A 22,363-nucleotide genomic window follows, 5' to 3' on the forward strand; every position below is an offset into this window, starting at 1 on the left:
TAGGAATTGGGGTAGGAATTGGGGTAGGAATTGGGGTAGGAATTGGGGTAGGAATTGGGGTAGGAATTGGGGTAGGAATTGGGGTAGGAATTGGGGTAGGAATTGGGGTAGGAATTGGGGTAGGAATTGGGGTAGGAATTGGGGTAGGAATTGGGGTAGGAATTGGGGTAGGAATTGGGGTAGGAATTGGGGTAGGAATTGGGGTAGGAATTGGGGTAGGAATTGGGGTAGGAATTGGGGTAGGAATTGGGGTAGGAATTGGGGTAGGAATTGGGGTAGGAATTGGGGTAGGAATTGGGGTAGGAATTGGGGTAGGAGCCTGGCTGACGTTGATTCCTATTTGTGTTGGTGCTGAAGAGGATACGCGATCGCTTGCACTGATAGTTAAAGCATTTAATGACCCATTAGTATCTGTGGGAGGTGTGTACACCAAAGTATCGTCGCTAGATAAAGTAACACCAGTGGTTACGGGAACGCCATTGACAGTCAGAGTTCCCGTATTTACCGCATCAAGCCGGATGGTGGTAATGTCATTATTAGCATCCGTGACCAGTGGAGCCAAACTAGAGAACGTCAAGGTAACAGGTTGATTTGTCTGGGTATCGGGTAGCGATGAGTTTGTCGTTAATGTAGGCGGGGTGTTGACGGAAGTAATAGTGATACCCGTTGGAGTGCCGCTAGCATCTCCACCATTAGGTAAAACTGGAAAGCTATTTGAAGCGATGATTGAATTGTCGCCTGTATTAATTGATCCTGCTATGCCATTCACGCTTGCATCACCTACGGTAAATGGCACATTGTTTGGGCCACCATCGTGTCGAATTGTGACAGTACCTCCCGCTAGAACTTGAGCGATCGCACCTCCTTGACTAATAAAAAATCCACCAGTTGCGATCGTTACACCAGTATCATTAATTGTCCCTATTCCTTGAACTAGTCCATTGGTTAGCACTTGCACATTGCTTTGCACATCGCCACCTTGAACAACGTTAGCATTATCAGTAAAGATTGTGGCCTGTGTGTTGATGCTGCTAAAGCGAATTGTACTGCCAAAGGGATTGGTAGTTTGTAAAGTAACGCTACCACCTGTAACACCTTGTGTATCAAATCCCGTGGCAGTGGCTGAGGTATCAATAGCACCATTAACTATGATATTATTTGTGGCAGTTAAGCTGACCGCACCACTTGTAACATTTGCAGTACCATTTCCATCACCTTCAAAGGTGGCGATCGCTGAGGCATCAATCGCGCCATTAACGGTGATATTATCTGTAGCAGTTAAGCTAACTCCGCCAGCCGTACCGATAAAATCGCCACCTCCGGTTTTGAATACAGACGAGTTAATCGCCCCTGTGGTGATACTGCCGCCTGTGGTTGTTGCTACTACATTGCCACCCGTACCTGAGTTGTTAGCATCATTTGAAAAAGAATTAATCGTACCTGTGAGGATATTGCCTGCGGCACTCAAATTTACTGTTCCAGCCGTAGTACCATATCCAAATCCTTGAACATTGCTGGTGTCGAGGTTATTTAGAGTAATTCCACCACCAGTACTTTGGACTGTAATATTACCGGAGGAGTAGCCCTGACCACTGGCGATAATGCTGCCCGCAGTGATGTCGCCACTCGCAGACAAGGTTACGTTGCCGCTATTGCCAGAAAAATTAGTACTTGTATCTAAATTTCCCAGTGATAGGCTAGCTCCTGAAATGCTGATTGCTCCCCCGTTTGTCTCGATTGTGTTGGTGAGATTAGCAAAGATTACAGAACCACTTTGTGAGGTTAAGTTGAAGCTACCGCCATTGCCTAAGTTTAATGTAGCAACACCAAGGGTAGTTACTCCGGGTGTAGCTCCGGTGATGTCATTGATGGTAATATTACCTGTGGCTTGTAAGTTGATATTTGCACCGAATCCCAAAGCAGCGATCGCACCCCAAGAAACGGTATTAGCACCACTATCTGCAAGGTCAAAGGGAATATTGCTAGCCGTGCCATCAAAATCACCTGTCCCTGCTGCGGCATCGATAATGGTCAATGTGGTAGGGTCTAATAATAAAGTTCCAAAGTAGCCATTGGGGGCTGAAGCATCTACATGACCCCTGAAGGTCAAGAAATTTTTGCCTGATACTTCTACAAAACCACCATTCCCAGCATTTGCTCCGCCACGAGCCGAAATGTTCCCAAAGTACTGCGTTGTATTGTCGCCCCAAAGAATTACACGCCCCCCGTTTCCATTCAAATTACTATCGGCATTAATGACGGAATTGGAATTAACATAAGTCTGATCTGCATTCGGTAAAGTTCCCTTACCTTGATAATCACCGCCAATTAGCACCGTACCGCCGCCATTGGTTCCAGAGGCGTTAATATTGGCATCAATCACCCCCACTTGTTTACCCAAAGCAATTACTGTACCGCCCCTTTGACTCGATACATCCACGTTGCCAGAAACAATGGTTGTACCTGGATCTGTGGGAATCGTGACGTTAGAGCCTGCCAGTTGTACGGTTCCATCAGGATTGGCAGTTAATCCAGTGTTACCGACTGTGAGCAATTCTGGTAAAGATGCAATGGGAATTGTCCAGTTATTGGGTTGGTTGCTACTAGATGCGAGGGGCTGAATTTCTAGACTTAAAAGATTTCCTGGCTGACTGAGACGCACCCAGTTTTGCCCTGGTACGGATGCGATCGCAATTTGCCCCCCCGGTGCTGTTAGTTGCCCAGGGTTCACTACAGTACCGCCCAATAGATTCAAATTCTGTCCAGTACCTACTGCCAAATTCCCGGCGTTAACGATCGCTCCTGGTTGGTTGGTATTAAAGGCAAATCCGTTGGGGTTTCCTACTAAGGCTGTGTAGTCATTAATACCGATGGCATTGAACCAACTGCTGCCAAAGCCAATGCCGTTTGCTGTTGTCGCCGTGAAAGCACTAGGGACATTTAAGCTGGCGTTTGCTCCAAAAATAAATCCGGCTGGATTCATCAAAAAGAGGTTAGCACTACCACCTGTAACCTGAATCAAACCATTGATAATAGAAGCATTGCCGCCCGTGATTCTACCAAGGATATTTTGCAGAGCAGGATTGGCTTGAAAGTTGGCGATTTGTTCTGGTGAAATCCCAAACTGTTGAAAACTGTGGAACAGGTTAACACCATCTCCAGAAGTTGTACCGCCAGTGATATCAAGTCGATTGCCGTTGGGTGTAACAATTGTGTTTGTCCCATCAACTGCGGGAAGAATTTGTTGTGCTTGGGCTAATCCAGCACTTATGGCTGTCAGCAGAGGCATCATAATTACCACAGAAGCGGCAATGCTGGGCAGTAGAGATTTTTTACGACGCAATATGAAGCGACCTGCGGGCAATTCTACATCAATTTGCAACTTGTCTGCTAATCCGCGTCGCCTAAGTGCTTGAGCGATCGCTCGCTTAGACCAAAGAATTTGTTCTGTTCTTCTGGTAATCGAGAGGCTTTGAGGATGAATTCGGTAGAGGTAGAGTGGCTCTTGAACCCGGCGCACCTGAGCTACTTCTGAAAGTCGCAGGCATAGGTCATAATCATAAGCACAGCGAGAGAAAGACTCGTTAACACCTCCCGCTCGGTCGTAAATTGAACGGCGCATTAGGCGGAAGTGGAAAGTCATGAAGTTTACCAACAGACCTTCTTGGGAGTAGGGAATGTCACAGCGATGACCGTAGCTGATGACTTTGCCCTCTTCATTAATATTTAAGTAGTCAGTGTAAACAAATCCCGTTTCGGGATGGCTGTTGAGTACGGTGGCAGTTTTTGTAAGGGCGGTGGGGTCTAAGATATCATCACTGTCTACCAACCCGATGTAAGTGCCGCTAGTTTGGTTGATTGCTGCTTTACAAGCCGCAGCCGTTCCCTGATGGTGTGCTTTTATCACCCGCACTCGTCCATCTTGTTGAGCATAAGCGTCAGCGATCGCCACTGAGCCATCTGTAGAGCCATCATCCCAAACCAGCAGTTCAAAGTCTTGCCATGTCTGCGCTAACACACTGGCGATCGCTTCTCCAATGTAAAACTCCCGGTTGTAATTGACGATGACAATGGAGATCAGTGGTAACATCGAAGTATTCCCAAGTTTTCTACCTATTACCACAATATAATGCTAAGGGCTTTCACTTAGAGAATAATTACTGTTTATTATTTTTTAGTTACAAATCTTCTGAAATTGGAATGTCAAAAATATGATATTGAAATATTTATACAGCCATAGCATACTCAAAAATTAAAATCAGCCCAATCGTAAGATTAGGCACCCCATTGAGGATAAATGAGAAAAGAAACAGGAACTGGTGTTAAGCCGAAAGCAAAGACTCAGCAAGGAATTGTCTATTTCTCTCATCAGTTAGATGCCTTACTGAGTCTGGTAACTATTAAATGGAGTAAGCACAGTTTCAGTTTGCAGTGCGGTTTGTTAATTCTGCCTGCGATCTGGATTGTAACAGCAAATGAACTGAGAGCTACAGCCAATATTTTTACTTCTGACTCGGCTCAAAATAGCAGTTCCCCAGAGTTACAAATAGTACAGACACCGCAGCCCTCCCCAACTGACCTTAATCAACCTGAACCGAACCCCCAATCGTCGCCGCCACAACCAGAAACACCACAACGCATTCGGGTTCGCAAAATTCAGGTCGTAGATAGCACAGTCTTTAGTGAAAATGACTTTAATCCAGTTGTAAAACCCTATGAAGAACGGGACTTGACTTTAGAAGAAATCAGACAAGCCGCAGATGCTATTACCCAACTTTACTTAAATAAAGGTTATATAAATTCCAGAGCGATTCCAGAGGCTCAACAACCTGGTAGCACAGATGGTGTTGTGGTAATTCGTGTTATCGAAGGGCGTTTAGCAGAGATTGAAATCCAAGGAACACGAAAATTAAACCCATCTTATATTCGTAGTCGCATCCAGCTAGGTGCTAGTGTCCCTCTCAATACTGCTAAACTCGAAGATCAACTGAGGTTACTGCGACTCGATCCCCTATTTAAAAATGTAGAAGCACGTCTGCGTCCAACGGGTAAGGTTGGTCAAAGTATTCTAATTGTGAGAGTTGAAGAGGCAAATTCTTTAACTGGTAGCTTGGGTGTAGATAATTATTCGCCTCCCAGTATTGGTGCGGAAAGATTGGGTGTTGAACTGCGCGATCGCAATTTAACTGGTATGGGAGATGAGTTAGCAGGTTCCTATTACCATTCGTTTTCTGGTGGTTCCGATGCCTTTGATTTTAGCTATCAGGTTCCCGTTAATGCCATGAACGGCAAGGTACAGATTAGAGCGGCATTTTATAACAACGAAATTACTGAGCCACCCTTTGATGTATCTGGCATTCGGGCAAATCAGGATCTTTATGAAATCAATTATCGGCAACCGTTGATGCGATCGCCAAGAGAAGAATTTGCCCTATCCTTGGGATTTACCTACCAAGATGGTCAAACTTTTCTCTTTGATAACCTTGCAACGCCCTTTGGCATTGGGCCTGATGCCAATGGCGTTAGTCGCACCAGTGTAATTAAATTTGGTCAAGATTATCTTAAGCGCGATCCTCGTGGAGCCTGGTTTTTGCGATCGCAATTTAGTTTTGGCATTGACATCTTGGATGCAACTATCAACAATGACCCCACACCTGATGGTCGCTTTTTCAGTTGGCTAGGTCAAGTACAGCGCGTACAGCAACTCAATAACGATAACTTGTTGCTCATCCAAGCAGACTTACAACTAACACCAGATAGTCTCTTACCTTCACAGCAATTCGTCATTGGCGGCGGACAATCTGTACGGGGATATCGCCAAAATATCCGCTCTGGGGATAATGGATTTCGGGTGGCCATTGAAGATCGGATCACAGTTCAACGCGATGAAGCTGGATTATCCACGATTCAACTCGCGCCATTTGTAGACATGGGAGCAGTTTGGAATAAGTCTGATAATCCTAATAACTTACCAAATCAAACTTTTCTGGTGGGCGCAGGCTTAGGATTATTATGGAATCAGGCTTTGGGAATTGATAAGCTGAATTTGCGGCTCGATTATGGAATTCCATTTATCGATCTAAGCGATCGCGGTAATAACGCTCAGGATGATGGCTTTTATTTCAGCCTCCGTTATCAACCTTAGTACCCCAACTATTTCATGGTTGCTGGCATCCCGTATAAGGATGAATTTATAATCTACCTTGAAAGATATTTTTAAAATTAACGATAGCAAATATTCTGGTAATAGAAAGCCAGTTGCTAGCGATCGCTTTTTCTGAAAGGTTATTAAGATAAATATAGGCATTATTTTATACCCATTCAGTTGATAGTTCTTGCATGATTTTGATAATCATGCAAGAACAACCTTGTCAGGACTTACGCAAACAATAGCCGAAACCTTGATTTTCAGGTAGGGGCAATTCATGAATTGCCCCTACAGCGTGTAGTTTTGCGTAAGTTCTAGTTGTAATCAAATAAGCTTAATAAAGTGAGGTTTTTATGATGAATAATCTGGTTCCTGAACGCAAAACATCCGAAGAAGAACGTTTTGAAAATGACTATTATTCTTACTTTGAATCGCCTGAAAATGTCACCCGATATACACCAACATCTAGTTTTCTGGATAATGTTTTTAAGGAAAAGTCATTTTCTTTATTGGATTTAGGATGCGGTAACGCGGCTTTAAACAAATATCTACCTGCTCGATGTGACTACCTTGGAGTCGATCACAGTGAATTGGCCATTGAACAATGTTTAAAACTCTATCCAAATAGAAAGTTTGTTGCCCAAGATTTATCATTTTTCTTGTCAGAACTTGCTAGAGAAAATAAAAAATTTGATGCCGTCGTGCTAGCTGGTTTGTTATTTCACAGCGTTAACAAGGAAACTCAAGAACAAAAAGACGATCAAGAAATTATTCAATTTTGCGTGGATAAAATACTTAGCGAAAAAGGATATATCGTGATCATTGTACCTTTTTGCTATGGCAACCATCCAGATCATAGTCTATTTGTTCGAGCTGAGTGGCTGCAAAAGTCAGTAGAAAAAATGCTAGAAATTGCCAAAGCAAAAATTGTTCATGAAAATATATCCTTACAGGTGGACTTAGAGAAGAGAGTTGGACAACAGAAGGTAATTCCTGATTGGTTTGTTGCTGATAGCAATGCTGATTATCCTAGTATATTTGTTGGAACATATATGGCAAGTTTGACATTTATAGCCTCTCCTCAAGGGACTTGAATGTAGTACTAGTAACGACGAGATTTTTACATTAGTATAAGTAACTAAAAACAGGATTTGGGTTGTTTAATATCGGATTTTTAAAAGGAGACAATCATGCAAGTTTTAGTTATTGCCCGTGTCAAATCAGGAATTCCCATAGAACAGATTTTGCCCTTTGTTAATCCAGAAGCTGCTCAAGCTTGGGAGTTTTACGCTTCAGAGCAAATTCGTCAGATGTATTACATTGCCGACAAGAGTGGTGCAGTAATGCTCTGGGAAGGCGAAAGTGTTGAATCCGTCACCCAGCAAGTACAAAAGCTACCAATGGTAAAAGAAGGCATTCTTGCCTGTGAAATCCTGCCGCTCAAACCTTATACAGGTTATGCCTCACTATTTACACAGCAATAGGAGATATCTAATGAGTAACTCTAATACAATACGAGCAATCGTAGTTGATCCTTCAGTCCCCGAACGGTTGGTGATCCGAAAATTTGAGCGCCCTTCGTCCTTGCCAAATGAGGCGATCGTCCAAGTTGCTTCAGTCTCGCTCAATCGTGGTGAAGTGCGACGCTCTCAGAGCGCAGAAGCAGGATGGCGGCCAGGTTGGGATTTCGCTGGAACTATTCAGACTGCTGCTAGAGATGGTTCTGGGTTTCCAGTAGGAACCCGTGTTGTCGGATTTTTGCGACAGGGTGCTTGGGCGGAACAGGTAGCAGTGCCAACTCATGCGATCGCATCTCTCCCCGATGCCGTTGACTTCAAATCTGCGGCAACTTTACCTGTTGCTGGATTAACAGCGTTACTGTCTCTAGAGCGGGGTGGAATATTGTTGGATCGGGCAGTGCTGATTACAGGTGCGTCAGGAGGAGTCGGGTATTTTGCCTGTCAATTAGCGGCTCAAGCTGGGGCGATCGTTACTGCTCAAGTACGTCGCCCTGAATTAGTCGAATTTGTCAAAACTGCGAAAGCGCATCAGGTTATTGTTGGCGAGCAATTTGACCGATATGCGCCTTACGATCTCGTGCTTGACTCCGTAGGTGGGAAGGTTTTGCCTTCAGTCTTGGAGCAGTTAGCATCTGATGGAATCTGTATCATATTCGGGGCAACTGCTGGAGCAGATATTACCTTCAATGCTTCCCAATTCTATGGTAAAGGCGGATTGAATCTGTATGGATTTATTCTGTTTCACGAACTAAAAAAACAACCTGCTTCTGTTGGATTAGCGCGGTTAGTCAAGTTAGTTGCCAATGGTTCTTTAGTTCCCCACATCGATTTAGAAGCTTCTTGGACGGAAATAGCAGATGTAGCAAGGCAATTATTGGATAGACGCTTTGCTGGCAAAAGTGTCTTACACCTCTCAAATTAAATTGTTCCCTTAAGCCTTATACAGGTTATGCCTCACTATTTGCACAGCAATAGGAGTAAGTAATGAAAGGGTATCAGATTCAAACAGCTACGGGAATTGACGGCCTCAAATTGGTGGATTTACCCGAACCAAAACCAGGAGCAGGACAAATTTTAGTCCGGGTATGAGCCACTTCCTTAATAACTCTGGAAGACTTAAACTTGTTCCAGGAACATTTACACATTTGTCAAATAAAACTAATGTCTGAACAACAACCCGTAAATCCTTGGAACTACAAACCTTGGTGGTGTCAGCCCTGGTCTATAATTCTCACAGGTGTGACGCTGATTGGTGGTAGCTGGTTACTATTTAAAACTATCTGGTTAACAGTTCTCGTCTTCATCCCTGTAGCGACATGGATGGGATTTTTTGTATTACTTTGGCCGCAACTAATTACTCGCAGTGGTATTTTGGAATCAGATAAAGAGTAATTCGTAATTATGAATTTCTCCTGCTTTTACTGTTATATTGATGGGTAATCTTTCAGATTTAATGATTGATGCGGCTGATATAAGAATTTCCAGTCTATCTATCATACGAATTTGAAAAATGATTGCGACAGATGGACAGAGAAAACCCAGATACACCAAGCGGTTTCCAATCTAAAATCCAAAATCCAAAATGGTATCAGGTAGTGGGTGCGTCTCCTTCAGGCAAGATTTCATCTATGCTGAATACCCACGGTATACCTTTATTAGCTGGAGGGCTAACAGTAATCCTACCTCTGTTAGTAAATCTTTTCAATATGTCAGCGAATTGGGGAACAGTTTTCATAATGTTCTGATAACTTTCTATATCAGGACAAATCATGATTAACATCAGAACTCCACTATTAATTCTGAAATACCAATGACAACTCGATAACAAAATTCGTGTTATTTTGTCGCACGCTAAAAAAAACCTTTGCTTTGTTGCTTCTTCGAGTTGTCTAAATAGTATTTCACTCAATTGAATTGTCAGATGCGAAGGTAAATCATCTGGAGATAAGTACGGCTGATTCATAAGATTTGTCGTTTGGGTAAAATTTACCTATCGGTTAGAATTGGTTGGTAAGTTTTCCACGGCTTATATTACTCGCCTATCAAGGATCAAAGCTGAAATTGATTACTAAAACTGTATTAACTGCTGCTTTTTACCAACTATTTTGGTAAAAAGCAGCAGAACTGAAGAAAAAGAGTTTCCCGGCTTATTCAGTAAGGGCGTTCTCATTCCCGACTACAGTCGGAAGCTGACCCCCAGACTTTGTATGCGTTTACATTAGTGGCATCAAAAATATCAAGTTTTGACGAAGAACTCTTACAATTTAATAAGTTTTGATAATTTTTGGTTAATAGTGATAATTTTAACCGGGCTTTGGGCAAAAGAGATTGTAAATATCGACGTATTCAGGGAATTTGCACGGTGAAAGTTAGGGTGAAATGAACAACAGAGCAAACCAAAGGCATGAAAAACATAATGCAACACAATATTTCTATATATTCAATCGAATGTTGATTTTCATTGCAGAGATGTTGATATCGCGCAGCTTTGATGACGGACACACAATCCTGCGGTTGTTGCAAAATTTCCAACCTACCAGACTTTTTTTGCCAAGGTTCAGACACTCATCTGTAAAAAACCAAGCTGCTCCTCTACCTGAAAATGAAGCAGAAAGGCTCAAAGCATTAGCGGACTACAATATTCTGGATACCCTATCTGAACAAGCATTTGATGACCTGACTGCTCTTGCTGCTCACATTTGTAAGACTCCAATTGCTTTAATTAGCCTAATCGATGCCGATCGCCAATGGTTTAAATCTAAGGTTGGACTAAAAGCTAGCGAAACACCCAGAGATTGGGCTTTTTGCGCTCATGCCATTCTTCAAACAGAAGATATATTGGTAGTTACCAACGCCATCAAAGACAATCGCTTTAATAAAAATCCCCTAGTAGAAAGTAACCCCAAAATTCGTTTTTATGCTGGCGTTCCACTAGTTACACCCAATGGTTTTCCAATAGGAACGTTGTGTGTCATCGATACCATTCCTCGTCACCTAAGTTACCAGCAATTAAATGCACTGCGCCGCCTAAGTCGTCAGGCGATCGCTCAGATGGAACTCATTCAGGAAGTTCGCCACCGAAAACAATCAGAGATGGAAGGAAGGCAGTTATCGCTGACTGATGAACTAACAGGTTTGCATAATCGGCGTGGTTTCTTCTTACTGGCTGAACAACAGTTGAAAATTGCTCACCGCATGAAAGCTTTCTGCTGGGTTATATTCATTGATTTAGATGGTCTAAAACAGATTAACGACACCCTTGGTCACGACATGGGAGATGCTTTGATTGTTGATGCGGCTCAATTACTCAAGCAAAGTTTTCGTAGCTCGGATATTGTTGCTCGCCTGGGTGGAGATGAGTTCATTGTTTTTATCTCCAGCTACTTCAAAGATGCTGACAGCATAGAAGCGCGTCTGCAAGTAAATATCAACAACTTCAATCAACAACCCAAGCGTATCTGTCAACTTTCGATGAGTATGGGGATAGAGCGTTACTCACCAGAAAGCAATATGTCACTAGAACAACTAATTGCCAGGTCTGACGAGTTAATGTATGCTCATAAGCGTCTCAAGCGGCAATCTATCGGCTAAACCAAAACCGAATTTAGAGAACTAACAAGAATTTGACACTCTCAGGTCTAAAGACACCCTTGCTTTACGCTTACCGGAAAACTTGTAAAATGTTAGTCTATCAGTTACCTGTCTTTGTAAAAATCAGGGTGTCTAGTGTCAGAAGAATTCAGTTGCCAAATCTCACCGCCATTTTTGTCTGAGGGTAGCGATCGCGATCTCGGTTTAGATTCAACCCTCCAAGAACTACCAATGTACAACTTCCCGGTGGAAATTAACTGCACTGGTAGAGAAGTAGCTAATTTTTTGGAAAAATATCCCCTGCTACCAGGAGTAATTTTGGTAGAACAGGAAAAATTTATTGGGATGATTTCACGGCGGCGACTGCTAGAATTTTTGATTCGCCCCTATGGACAAGAGTTATTTTTTCAGCAACCATTGGAGGTTCTTTACAGCTATGCACGCATACCGATGTTGCTGCTTGCTGATACAACATCGATTTTAATTGCGATGCAACTTAGCTTAAAGCGATCGCCAGAATTATTAGCAGAACCAATCGTAGTACAAACGGCATCTGGTGCTTATAGATTGTTAGATGTTCAAGAGTTGAATATTATTTCTTGGCAAATTCGGGGAATCGATAATCTGGTGCGCTATGAACGCAGCCAAGCCCAAATGATTCAAAATGATAAAATGGCAAATCTAGGGCGTTTGGTAGACGGGGTAGCGCACGAAATTTTAGACCCAGTGGGTTTTATTTGGGGTAATATAATTTATGTTTCAAACTACAGCCAAGATTTACTCAAGCTGATAGCGGCTTATGAAAAAGAGTTACCAGCAGCTTCTCAGGCAATTAATCAGATTAAAGAAGAGATTGAATTTGATTTTTTAGAGCAAGATTTGTCGCGATCGCTTGCTAGTATCCGCACCGGAGCCGAAAGATTAAAAAAACTCGTCACTAGTTTACAAAACTTCTGTCATATCGATGCAATTTATCCTAAACCAGTAGATTTACATGCTTGTATAGATAGCATTATTCTATTAATTAATAGCCGTCTTCAAGGAGAGATTGAAATCGTCAAATACTATGGACAATTACCCCCAGTATATTGCTTTATGGGGCAATTAAATCAGGTTTTGATGAATATTTTAAGCGAATCTGTGGATACTTTACTCAATGAAGCAGTGCGACAGCAGTTGTATCTAGAAGATACAAATACTGTTCAAAAACCCCGAATTGAGATTACTACAGAAGTAATTTCACAAGAAGCAAACAACCCAGATGCACCAGATTCTCGCTGGGTTTTAATTCGCATTGCCGACAATAGCCCTGGAATGTCTGAGGAGTTGCAACAGCAAATTATGGAGTCTTTTTCTCTGCAAACAAAGACTGGTAAAGAAACTAGTTTGGCTGTAAGTTATCGAATTATCACAGCCAGGCATGGTGGTAAATTAAATTTACGTTCCCAACTAGGTTTAGGCACTGAATTTGAAATCTTGTTACCTTTGGTTTGATTAAACTCTACCTCCCAGCTTGTCTAATTGTAGTTTGGCGACATCCAACATTGAGTGTTATGCCACTACTGCAACCGCAAAGCGTAATGGTAAAACTCTTGATTCTTAATGTAATCTCGCGCTTCATAGAGTCTTTGCGCGGTTATGTTAGAAATTTGAGTAGCTAAAATTACTCGGACGGCTCCACTCTCTTTTGCGTATTCTTCCGCAACACTCATCAATAACTTTGCAATTCCCCTCCGGCGATACGACTCTTCCACATACAAATCGTTCAATATCCATACTCGTTTCATCGACACTGAAGAAAAGCTGGGATAAAGCTGAGTAAATCCAACTAATTCTCCATTGTCATTAGCTGCAAACACTACCGAGTCATTATTCTTGAAACGTTCTTTGAGAAACTCTTTGGCAGCTTCAAGGTTTGATGCCTGATTGTAAAAAGTACGATACCGATCAAACAGTACTGAAACACTTTCAAGATGATTAATATTAGCTAAAAAAACTTCCATCGCTTCTGGATAACTTACCAATTCAGTCCGAAATTTGGCAATTTATTCTGGAGTAACTATTGTTGGGTTAGCAGTCATAGAGTTTGTATTTTGCAGCAAGCTTTCGCCACGTTGGTAAATTTCCCGCGCGTAATCAGTCCAAGCGCCTTGTCCCCAATAGCGAAAACAACTGGTTTGCAACAAAAGGTTATGCAATAAAAGATTACGGTACTCAGATGAGTCGGTGGAAAGTAAATTATCAACTTTTTTATGAAATAAACTGCTTAGTTGATACATTGGAGAAATCACGTTTTCATATCCTTTTACCCAACTGATATGATTTGTCCACGAAGCTCCATCCATGTGAAAATTAGAATTAATTTGCTTTAATTCTTGAATGGCATTCTCTACAGCTTCAGGTTGGCAATTGTCTGCTGAAACTCGCGCCCAAATCTGATGTTGTCCCACTGGCTGGCAAGTTGGATAGTCTTCAGGTTTGCATCCAGCAGCTTCGATTAATTCTAAATATTCTGTACCACATATCCCAACAACACCTGATTTTCCTCCCCCATTATTGACCATATCCCACCAAGCTTGTTTGAAAGCGCTAGGAAATTCATTCATCATCACGCCGCCATTTTCACCATCTCCAATTTGGCTAACTATTGGTGGTACAAAAACACTCCCAATTTGTTGTTTGGATAATGTTTTAGCTTCATAGTAAGGCTGCATTTGGGCAACTAATTTAGTATCCGAACCTTGGGTTTTAATTAAGGCTGTAATGCTAATTGTTTCACCTTGGGAATTGCGAGCAATCAAACGATGTGGTAAATGTTTGTAGCTGAGAGATTTACCGCTAATTGTTTCTACAGAATGTTCTTGAACGAGTAGCCAGCGATATCCACATTCTTTCAGCGCTTTCACAAATTCAAACAAAGCATCAGGGTGATTTGGTAGGTGCATTTCTGGGGGCGAAAATCCTTTGACTCGCGCTAATGCTTCCCAACCAAAAATTGCGGCAAAGTGATGTTGCCATGCGACAATATGCAATTTAATATCTGGTATGGGGGTGGAAGGAATAACTGCATGGCTCCACATTGTACCCAGCCACTCGACATAAGGTTGATAGGTGCGATCGCAAGTGATGCGTTTTAGGTTATCGATAATATCATTGCGTCCCATTTGCCGCAGTCCCCACAAAAGATTACCTGAGTAATCCAACATCACACGCGGATTGCAACCTTGATTTACGAGTTCGGGGATCAAGTCTCCCATGCGGCTGTAACAATATGCAAAAGGATTTGCATTGTGGTTATCCCCAACATTTGGATGTTCAAACATATATTGCAGATTGCTGATCAGTGTACCATCATGTCCAGCAGGTATAGTTGGCTGGTGCATGTGTAAGGCGATCGCAAACACAGCATTTACGTTTTCTAAGCGGATATTCGTTGTTGGTAAAAATACTGCTTTATCATGGTTAACTACAGAGATAACCTCTGTTTCCCAACCAGAAATATTCGGCAAGCCATCAATGATTTCGGGCAAAGTGGGGAGAGTAGTAGACAGTGAAAGCATTTCTGGTTGCTCCGAAACAAGGTATGTCTCATTATGCGATCGCACAGCAATTTTGGATCTGCAACTTTATTTATTGATGCAAACTGCGTAGGCGTAGCCCGCCGCAGGCATCGCTTTGTAGTCACCTAAAATCTATGTAAGTTAGCAGTTCCCAAATCGCAAACCTCAGATTCCCGACTTCTTAGAGAAGTCGGGAATCTATTTGTTCACGAATGATTTAGGATTGCTAAGATGTTAACGCTGAGATAATAATTAAAGCGACTTGGCCTCACATTGATTTTTTCTGAAAAATAACAAATCGCCAGCACGCTGAATCTTAGCCAAAAAACTGAGTTTTTCTTCAGGCTGTTGTCTTCTTCGCGCTGGGGGAGCTGCTATTCGTAACATTAACTCTAGCAACCAAGGGGCGAGGCGTTGACACAACACAGCTAAATGACTTTGCCATCCGACTAAAATTTCTGGTGAGTCATTTTGCATTCCGGTGACGAGTGCTTTAGCCACTTGCTGGGGAGTCATCGGGATCACCCAGCGAAATAATTTGAAGTCGCGCACCATGTCTGTGTCGGTGAGGGAAGGCAATAATGCAATCACTCGGATATTGTATTCAGCTAGTTCCCGGCGCAAAGCTTGGGTAAATCCCAAAATTGCAAACTTGGTAGCTGAGTAAGTCGCCATCGTCGGTGCAGCCACTTTCCCCATCAGACTTGATACATTTACAATTGTCCCTTGTCTTTGGCTGGCCATGCGTCGAGCGATCAAACTGGTGAGGTTGTACATCCCTAACAAGTTTACAGAGAGTTCTTCTTGAACTTGGGGCATTTTAGATTGCAGAAACGAGCTTTGGTATGCGACTCCCGCACAATTAACCAACAGGTGAATCTGTCCGTAATTGCGCCACAGTTGGGCAACAGCGATGTTCACTTCAATTGTCTGCGTCAAATCTAATGGCACGATCGCAGTTTTTGTGCCCATCGCCTCGATTTCATTGGCTACCTCGACTAACTTTTTGCGATCGCGTGCTACCAATATCAGTCGCTTTATGCCTAGTTGTGCTAGTTCGAGGGCGATCGCTCGTCCAATACCACGGGAAGCCCCTGTAATTAGGGCTACTTTACCTTGAATCTCCATTGGTTTTATCCTCCAAAATTTAAGTCTTACCAAACTCTTCGTTATTGCCGACAAACACAAATCTTCAGTTACTTCCTTGCCGACACAAGGTAAGACAAATAATCAATCGCAATTGAAATCAAACTGAAACTGAGGCTTTAGCAACGAGATATTTCTTGGTTAATCTGCAATCCCTCATAATTGTCTATACGAGGCAGAAATTTCTCGTTTTTAACCTGTCAAAGCCCAATACATCGAACCGAATGCGTATAGCTCATAGATTTTATTTCTCCTATATCCGAGCTTCATCAGCATCGTTGTTATACACACGTTAGCAATTAAATCAAGGTATTGCAATATTCTTTAATAAGGATTTCTTAATACTTCTTAACGACAAGCATATATATACAAAAGATTTTATTAAATAAGTTTTCATGAATACCTCAGTACAAATATTTGACTTTCTTGACAATTAGCTCCAATTTGATGAAATTATTATATCTAAGTGATAACTTAGATATAAAAAAGACATATAGAGTTTGAACTTATGGTTGTAATAGTTGGCTTTTCTGATTCACTTGGAGATTAATATCAGTATATTTACTGTTGCGTTGAAAATAAATGTTTCTGATTTTTATTTTTTAAATAAGATAAGAAAGCTAAATTATTGTCTTGAATATAAATTACAATGGCATATTTATCTGCCAAAAGTTTAGTACAAATTGTAATCTGTTTGGGTTTAGCTTTGAGTTAATCAAAGGAATGCTTGAGACTTGCCTAATCTATAACGAACTTAAATCATTCGTGAACAACAAAATACCCAACTTCTTTAGGAAGTCAGGTATCTGAGCCGTAAGTCAATATAATTTATAGTTTAATATTCTACCTGAACTACACTCCGTGCATTTACGCAATTCGTAATTGTTACACTTACTTGATATTACTAAGGAGGGGTAGCGGTAGGTTGAGGATTTGGTGGTTTTGTTGACTGAGGATTTGACCCATTCCAAACTTGATTTAACTGAACTGCCGACAACGACTGTAAGATACTAAGATTAAGTGGCTCTTTACTGATGAATGTCCCATAGGATGGCTGTAAATAAGAGCGATATTCAGGACGGTTGAGGAGATGGGTTTCCAAAAAAGCTACACTCAGAGCTTTGAGATAGGAATAAACAGCAGCGCGATCGGGGCCTAGCAAAGCAGATGGCACAGGTAACACACTATTCTCAGGAGTAGATTCCGCGATCGCCGAAAAGTGGGTGGCGTTTTCGATTAAGGCTAGGTACTTATTGGAGCCAGAAAGCCAGGTAAAGGGGCGAATTTGCTCAAATACGGGTGGGGCGAAAATATCTTGACTACCCGCCACCAACATTACGGGAACTTTTATTTGACTAACTCCCCCCTGACCCAAAATTGAGCTGTCAACGGGATTAATCGCAATGATCGCCTTGATGCGATCGTCTTGGAGTTGGTAATTCCTTAGGGGTAACTCAGTTGCTTGACACTGCAAAAAGAGCGACAAATTAAAAAAGGAATTATTGGGATTACAGTCTTGGCGCAGTTGCTCAAAGTTAATTTTTGCTCCTGCTAGAGTCAAAACAGTGTAACCGCCAAAGGACTGACCGATCGCCCCAACTTGCTGAAAATTAAGTTTTCCTTGGAGGGTGGGATCAGATTTTTCTAAACGTTCGAGTTCGTTGAGTAAATATTTGATGTCCAAAGGTCGGTTGATAAATTCCGCTGCATCTGGCGGCCCTGCCAAACCTGCAAAGTATAGCTGGATGCGTTCGGCATTACTACCAGGGTGTTCCAGAACAGCAACGGCAAAACCATAGGATGCTAGATGTTCAGCCAGGTAGACGAAAGTAGAGCGATCTGAGGCCAGTCCATGAGAAATTACAATCAGGGGAAAAGGCGGAGTTTTGAGTTCTGAGTTTTGAGTTGTAGGCAGATAGATATCTATCGGTAAACGGCGATCGCGACGAATGTCATTTAACTCTAGGCTGGTTTTCTGCCAACGGAATTTTCCAGGCGATCGCAAATCTGGCTGTTGTGAGAAGTCAATTGTTGAATTGGCTGCTTGAGCGATCGCTTCCTTTTGAATAAAAGCAACAACTTCATCCTTTTTTTCAAGCAATTGCGACAACTCTTCGACTATCCTTAACCCCTCTGTGAAATCCACCCGAATAGTATTGCTAGGAAATTTACGCAGCAAATTCACAACCGTTAAGCCCTCTTGATCAGCAGCAGCCAAAATCAAAGAGGCACGTATGGCATAAAAGCCGTTATTTCGAGACTCAGTGAGAAGTAATTTTCCCAGCTGTTGCACTACCCGCTCGCCTATAGGTGAGTAAGTAATCTGAGATACCAAAGTAGGTGTGAGATTGAAACGCTGCTGGAGCAGATCCCGCAGTTGAGCGAGTTGTTGGGGAGTAGCACGGCTGGCATAAAAAGAAAAGTCTTCGTCAATTTTGCCTTCTTTAGCAAAAGTTTCCAGCGAGTCCACTGGCAAATAAAATTCGCCGAAGGGAGGATAAAAAAAGCTAATGCGCTCAGCTCCCAATCCGGGAGTAGCAGTTAAAAAAGTAGATAGCAAACCTAAACCCAGGTATCTCAAAAATTTTATCATCAGAAAAACCCACTGTTTAACCCTGCTAAATAAGTTTGGACGACGAGGAAAGCGGGGCGGGATCTATAACCGCTTTCCTATTTAATTGGTTTAGATATATCAAACAGGCTATAAGCGTAAGAAAGCAAGTACTTACAGCCATAGTTTTGCATATACGCAATAATCGGCACGGATGAAATTTCGGGATGTAGGGGCCTTCTTAAGTATTTCTAGAGTCTGCCTATCCCCAGCAAGCTTATTGTCTTAAATTATCAAAACACATAGGGACAGCCAAACAGCATCAGGAGCGCGATAATATATTTATATAGAGATCAAAGTGCCTCATATGTCCTTCCCTTCTTGCCCCTCTTGTGTTGTTGTCCTTAATCAACAACAGGAGCAAAATATGTCCCACCAAAACCAGTGCCAGGATGTGCCAGTTAACCACGACAAGAGTCCGGTTAAAAATTGTACTGTAGTTGAAAATGGTCGGGTTGTCGTTAAACCCTTACAACCACCAATATAATAAAACTTCCGAGTAACTTTCAGGCATTCAACCCCTTTCATCGTGAGGTAAGACATCATGGAAGTAGTTGTAGTCAATATAACGATGTCCATCTGGTGCGTGATGAATAATATCGACAAATCGATTATTCCACAAAATTTCATTAGCACCATAGCTATGACGGGCATGGACGACCTGTGCGACCGTTTCATCAATGCCACTTAGAGAAATAATCAATATAGTATTCGTCTGGGTTAACGATTCTGGTGTCATCCCATATAAAGGACTAAATTCATCAATAATATGTACAACTGACCAAGTTAGCGAAAAGTTAGGTGTTTGGTTTCTTAGCAGTTTGAGATCGTAGATCCGCCGCATGAACTGCCCTTCTACTGTCACTTCGTCACGCATTAAGTATACTCGCATCTGCGCCTCTAAAATCATGTTGCGGCGCTGATTAGCAGCGCGAAGCATCAGAGTAGGCTTTGCATCATGAGGTGTAATCACTGCTACACGGCTAAACATCACACGGGCAGTTGGTCGGGAGAAACGGGCAAATGCTAGTCCTGTCATTACAGCAATTCCTACCAAGCCAATCATCGCTTCAATCGTGACAATGATGTTGGCATAAGTTGTTTTAGGATACATCGCACCATAGCCGATGGATGCTAAGGTTTGGACGCTAAAGAAAAAAACATCTAAAAAAGAGCCAGGTCGGGCGTTGGCAATACAATCTCCTCCTACCCAGTAAGCTAGGGCAAATAGAGCATTAATAGTTACATAAAAAACACAAATCAATATCAGAAAGCCAGGCCAGGGAATCGTCAGCAGCAGATGGTAAGGATCGCGCCAGTAGGAATACCATGCACCCATACCCTTAGTTTCAAGTTTTCCATCTCGAACTTGAATGTGAATAAGTGGGATCAAGCGCTGTCGTTGCTTCTTTAAAAGTCTCTTCAGTCTAAATCTCATCGGGGATAGCCAAAAGAACGACAAGTAGTTAGTATGACTAGGGTTGAAAAATCCTGTTTTCAGGTAACAATCTGATAGCTCTATATATTACTGATGAATCGAAATTTTTGGATTACCGCTTTAATTGCTTTTGTTAACTCCCTCAGTTTTACAGTTTTAATTCCCATTATCTATCTTTATGGCAAACAATTTGGTCTTAGCGATTTTCAGACCAGCTTGTTATTTTCGATTTACTCTATAGCTCAGTTTTTTGCTACTCCCGTCATTGGTAAACTGTCTGATCGCTTTGGCCGCAAGCCTTTACTGATCATCAGTTTAGCTGGAACTGCGATCGCTAATTTGATAGCTGGAACAGCGACAACAGCAGTGATGCTTTTTCTGGCTCGATTCTTGGATGGAATCACCGGCGGGAATGCTTCTGTAGCTCAGGCGATTATTTCAGATATCACCATTCCCGAAAAGCGTGCTCAGGGGTTTGGGATTTATGGAGCAGCATTGGGGTTAGGCTTTGTACTAGGCCCAGTTACCAGCTTGCTGGCACAGCAGATTTCTTTAGGATTCGCATTTCTAGTTTCCGGTGCAGTCGCATTTGTCGCCCTGTTAATTACAATCTTCTTCTTACCAGAAACTCTGCAAAACAAGGCTGGTAAAGCGCGAAATATCTTTGATTTAGGTTTGGGGAATTTAATTAGAGGTCTGACTATGCCTAAAATTGGGGTACTTCTAGTTATAAACTTTTTTCTTGGCACAACTTTCACTATCTTTACTTATGCTTTTCAACCCTATTTTATTAATGTATTGGGTCAAAATAACCGATCTTTAACGCTAATGTTTATATTATTTGGAGTGCTAGGTGTAATGATGCAGACTTGGGGAGTTTCAGTTCTGATGAAAAAATTTAATGTAGTTAATATATTATTTTTAGCTTTATTTATCCGAAGTCTCTCATTTGTCTTAATGCCAGTTTTTCCTAGCACCGTTTATTTTGTAGGAGTCAGTATACTCTTTTCAATCTTTAATTCTCTAGTTCAACCCATGATCACTACGCTAATTTCTATGAATGCTAAAGCACAGGATCAGGGAACTGCGATGGGATTGAACGCATCTTATTTAAGCATCTCCAATGGTATTGGCCCTGTGATTGCAGGAATGCTAATTCATCAATCAAACCCCAAAACCTATGGCTATCCATTATATTTAGCCGGAACATTTACCTTTATAGTATTATTTTTGGCAATACTTACTCGCAAAAGCTACACGCCCCAACCTAATTCATGAGAAGTGCAGAAGGAAAACCCCACAAATTAAACCGAAAATTAGAAATTAGTTAAAAAAGAGGGTTCGGGAGAATCAAGTTTTAACTAATAGTAAAAAAATAGAGTGGGGATTGCCCACTCTACTAATTGCTCTGCTAGAAAGTTATTATTCCAACTTAGGTGATTGACCTTTGGAACAGCGATCAAACCACTCCTGATATTTGGTCAAATGTGACTCATTTTCAACAGTAATTGTCACTTGCACCTGCTTGCATCCGTGATTTTGCTCTAGTGCGATCGCATTCAACAATAAACTAGCAATTTTAGGCGAACTAAATTCGCCACTCACTGTTAAACCACTATCAAAATGTGTAGCTTCAAGTATTTCTACTTCAGTTAAATCAATTCCAGAAATTTCCCCTTGTGATAAATCAATTTCTGCAAGTTGCTTATGTTCGGGGCTGATTTGTTCTACAATTAGTTTCTCCCGTCGGACAGGAACTTGTACCATCCGAGTTTCGATTACTTTGCGAACAATTACTTCACCAACTTTCCGCTTGCTACTTTCAACAACTAATCGTTCTTCTACTAAACGAATAATCTTCTCTTCGGTAACGTACTCTAAATTTTCTGATTCAACTGAGCTACTTGTAATTTCACTATAGTCTAGTTGTTCAATTGAGTTTTCTGATAGTTTGCCATCGCCTGGTGTTTCTGTTTCTAAATATTCAGGCATATACTCTATTTCTGATTTGTTTAAGTCTATAAAAACAGATTTACTTGGCTTGTCGATTTTTTTTATTCTCTGGCTCTGCAATCGAAATAAAGAAGGATCTTTATCGGTTAACTGCTGACTATATTCTACAGTTTGTTGATTTGCCTGATTAGATATAACTAAGTTTAGCCGACGATTAGCATCCACAATTAAATCATGAACTACTCCTATTAGCTGACCTTGCTTATCGATTACAGCAAAATCCTTCACCTTCTTTTTCAAATCTGCTAATGAGGTGCGAGTGTTCGTGTTTGCTTGTCCAATGTTTTTTGCCATCGTTTGGCTATTCATATGCAAAATTTATGAACTGCTTTTTAC

16 protein-coding genes are annotated in these 22,363 nt (G+C 41.7%); 8 read left to right on the top strand and 8 right to left on the bottom strand.

The features are described 5' to 3' along the window. On the bottom strand, positions 1-4,090 hold a 4,090-nt coding region (locus F8S12_RS38475), incomplete at its 3' end, for a two-partner secretion domain-containing protein (RefSeq protein ID WP_230967800.1). Between the two features lie 207 nt (positions 4,091-4,297). Here F8S12_RS38475 and F8S12_RS38480 point away from each other — a divergent pair. The 5 genes from F8S12_RS38480 (at position 4,298) to F8S12_RS38500 (ending at position 9,060) form a co-directional block, all read left to right on the top strand. Further along, positions 4,298-6,145 carry a ShlB/FhaC/HecB family hemolysin secretion/activation protein gene (locus tag F8S12_RS38480; protein WP_196515219.1) on the top strand — a complete coding sequence of 616 codons (1,848 nt, stop codon included), beginning with the start codon at positions 4,298-4,300 and terminating at the stop codon, positions 6,143-6,145. A 356-nt stretch (positions 6,146-6,501) separates the two neighbouring features. Continuing rightward, on the top strand, positions 6,502-7,242 hold the full coding sequence (locus F8S12_RS38485; RefSeq protein ID WP_196515221.1) for a methyltransferase domain-containing protein: 741 nt from the start codon (positions 6,502-6,504) through the stop codon (positions 7,240-7,242). A 96-nt stretch (positions 7,243-7,338) separates the two neighbouring features. After that, positions 7,339-7,632, top strand: a complete 294-nt coding sequence (locus tag F8S12_RS38490; RefSeq protein ID WP_196515223.1) for a hypothetical protein — start codon at positions 7,339-7,341, stop codon at positions 7,630-7,632. Positions 7,633-7,642: 10 nt separating this feature from the next. Further along, complete coding sequence (locus F8S12_RS38495) at positions 7,643-8,590, top strand: zinc-binding dehydrogenase (protein ID WP_196515225.1); 948 nt, start codon at positions 7,643-7,645, stop codon at positions 8,588-8,590. Positions 8,591-8,829: 239 nt separating this feature from the next. After that, positions 8,830-9,060 carry a DUF6737 family protein gene (locus F8S12_RS38500; RefSeq protein WP_196515227.1) on the top strand — a complete coding sequence of 77 codons (231 nt, stop codon included), beginning with the start codon at positions 8,830-8,832 and terminating at the stop codon, positions 9,058-9,060. Positions 9,061-9,256: 196 nt separating this feature from the next. Here F8S12_RS38500 and F8S12_RS38505 read toward each other — a convergent pair whose 3' ends face one another. After that, positions 9,257-9,631, bottom strand: a complete 375-nt coding sequence (locus F8S12_RS38505; RefSeq protein WP_196515229.1) for a hypothetical protein — start codon at positions 9,629-9,631, stop codon at positions 9,257-9,259. A 416-nt stretch (positions 9,632-10,047) separates the two neighbouring features. Here F8S12_RS38505 and F8S12_RS42190 point away from each other — a divergent pair, with 416 nt between their 5' ends. Together F8S12_RS42190 and F8S12_RS38515 are read left to right on the top strand one after the other, a co-directional pair. Beyond that, a complete protein-coding gene (locus F8S12_RS42190; RefSeq protein ID WP_196515231.1) occupies positions 10,048-11,259 on the top strand; it encodes a sensor domain-containing diguanylate cyclase in 1,212 nt (403 codons plus the stop codon). A 135-nt stretch (positions 11,260-11,394) separates the two neighbouring features. Next, positions 11,395-12,753, top strand: coding sequence for a sensor histidine kinase (locus F8S12_RS38515; protein ID WP_196515233.1), 1,359 nt, complete (start codon positions 11,395-11,397; stop codon positions 12,751-12,753). A 65-nt stretch (positions 12,754-12,818) separates the two neighbouring features. Here F8S12_RS38515 and F8S12_RS38520 read toward each other — a convergent pair whose 3' ends face one another. From F8S12_RS38520 to F8S12_RS38545, 5 genes are all read right to left on the bottom strand, one after another. After that, the gene (locus F8S12_RS38520) at positions 12,819-13,262 is read right to left on the bottom strand and encodes a GNAT family N-acetyltransferase (protein WP_196515235.1); all 444 of its coding nucleotides are present in this window, start codon (positions 13,260-13,262) and stop codon (positions 12,819-12,821) included. 42 nt (positions 13,263-13,304) lie between these two features. After that, positions 13,305-14,819, bottom strand: coding sequence for a glycosyl hydrolase family 57 (locus F8S12_RS38525; protein WP_196515237.1), 1,515 nt, complete (start codon positions 14,817-14,819; stop codon positions 13,305-13,307). A 252-nt stretch (positions 14,820-15,071) separates the two neighbouring features. Then, positions 15,072-15,947, bottom strand: coding sequence for an SDR family NAD(P)-dependent oxidoreductase (locus tag F8S12_RS38530; RefSeq protein ID WP_196515239.1), 876 nt, complete (start codon positions 15,945-15,947; stop codon positions 15,072-15,074). A 922-nt stretch (positions 15,948-16,869) separates the two neighbouring features. Continuing rightward, on the bottom strand, positions 16,870-18,558 hold the full coding sequence (locus F8S12_RS38535) for an alpha/beta hydrolase (RefSeq protein WP_196515240.1): 1,689 nt from the start codon (positions 18,556-18,558) through the stop codon (positions 16,870-16,872). 532 nt (positions 18,559-19,090) lie between these two features. Beyond that, the gene (locus tag F8S12_RS38545) at positions 19,091-20,014 is read right to left on the bottom strand and encodes an ion channel (protein ID WP_196515241.1); all 924 of its coding nucleotides are present in this window, start codon (positions 20,012-20,014) and stop codon (positions 19,091-19,093) included. Positions 20,015-20,107: 93 nt separating this feature from the next. Here F8S12_RS38545 and F8S12_RS38550 point away from each other — a divergent pair, with 93 nt between their 5' ends. After that, positions 20,108-21,292, top strand: coding sequence for an MFS transporter (locus F8S12_RS38550; RefSeq protein WP_196515243.1), 1,185 nt, complete (start codon positions 20,108-20,110; stop codon positions 21,290-21,292). Positions 21,293-21,436: 144 nt separating this feature from the next. Here F8S12_RS38550 and F8S12_RS38555 read toward each other — a convergent pair whose 3' ends face one another. Further along, entirely contained in the window at positions 21,437-22,321 is an 885-nt protein-coding gene (locus tag F8S12_RS38555; protein WP_230967801.1) for a YsnF/AvaK domain-containing protein, read from the bottom strand. Positions 22,322-22,363 lie beyond the last annotated feature (42 nt).

This window comes from Nostoc sp. WHI, assembly GCF_015714725.1.
Taxonomy (GTDB): domain Bacteria; phylum Cyanobacteriota; class Cyanobacteriia; order Cyanobacteriales; family Nostocaceae; genus Nostoc.

What these genes read in the sequence shown, in the direction of transcription:
- F8S12_RS38480 (WP_196515219.1), top strand. Translation starts at nt 4,298, where the DNA reads ATGAGAAAAGAAACAGGAACTGGTGTTAAGCCGAAAGCAAAGACTCAG.
- F8S12_RS38485 (WP_196515221.1), top strand. Translation starts at nt 6,502, where the DNA reads ATGATGAATAATCTGGTTCCTGAACGCAAAACATCCGAAGAAGAACGT.
- F8S12_RS38490 (WP_196515223.1), top strand. Translation starts at nt 7,339, where the DNA reads ATGCAAGTTTTAGTTATTGCCCGTGTCAAATCAGGAATTCCCATAGAA.
- F8S12_RS38495 (WP_196515225.1), top strand. Translation starts at nt 7,643, where the DNA reads ATGAGTAACTCTAATACAATACGAGCAATCGTAGTTGATCCTTCAGTC.
- F8S12_RS38500 (WP_196515227.1), top strand. Translation starts at nt 8,830, where the DNA reads ATGTCTGAACAACAACCCGTAAATCCTTGGAACTACAAACCTTGGTGG.
- F8S12_RS38505 (WP_196515229.1), bottom strand. Translation starts at nt 9,631, where the DNA reads ATGAATCAGCCGTACTTATCTCCAGATGATTTACCTTCGCATCTGACA.
- F8S12_RS42190 (WP_196515231.1), top strand. Translation starts at nt 10,048, where the DNA reads ATGAACAACAGAGCAAACCAAAGGCATGAAAAACATAATGCAACACAA.
- F8S12_RS38520 (WP_196515235.1), bottom strand. Translation starts at nt 13,262, where the DNA reads ATGGAAGTTTTTTTAGCTAATATTAATCATCTTGAAAGTGTTTCAGTA.
- F8S12_RS38525 (WP_196515237.1), bottom strand. Translation starts at nt 14,819, where the DNA reads ATGCTTTCACTGTCTACTACTCTCCCCACTTTGCCCGAAATCATTGAT.
- F8S12_RS38530 (WP_196515239.1), bottom strand. Translation starts at nt 15,947, where the DNA reads ATGGAGATTCAAGGTAAAGTAGCCCTAATTACAGGGGCTTCCCGTGGT.
- F8S12_RS38535 (WP_196515240.1), bottom strand. Translation starts at nt 18,558, where the DNA reads ATGATAAAATTTTTGAGATACCTGGGTTTAGGTTTGCTATCTACTTTT.
- F8S12_RS38545 (WP_196515241.1), bottom strand. Translation starts at nt 20,014, where the DNA reads ATGAGATTTAGACTGAAGAGACTTTTAAAGAAGCAACGACAGCGCTTG.
- F8S12_RS38550 (WP_196515243.1), top strand. Translation starts at nt 20,108, where the DNA reads ATGAATCGAAATTTTTGGATTACCGCTTTAATTGCTTTTGTTAACTCC.
- F8S12_RS38555 (WP_230967801.1), bottom strand. Translation starts at nt 22,321, where the DNA reads ATGGCAAAAAACATTGGACAAGCAAACACGAACACTCGCACCTCATTA.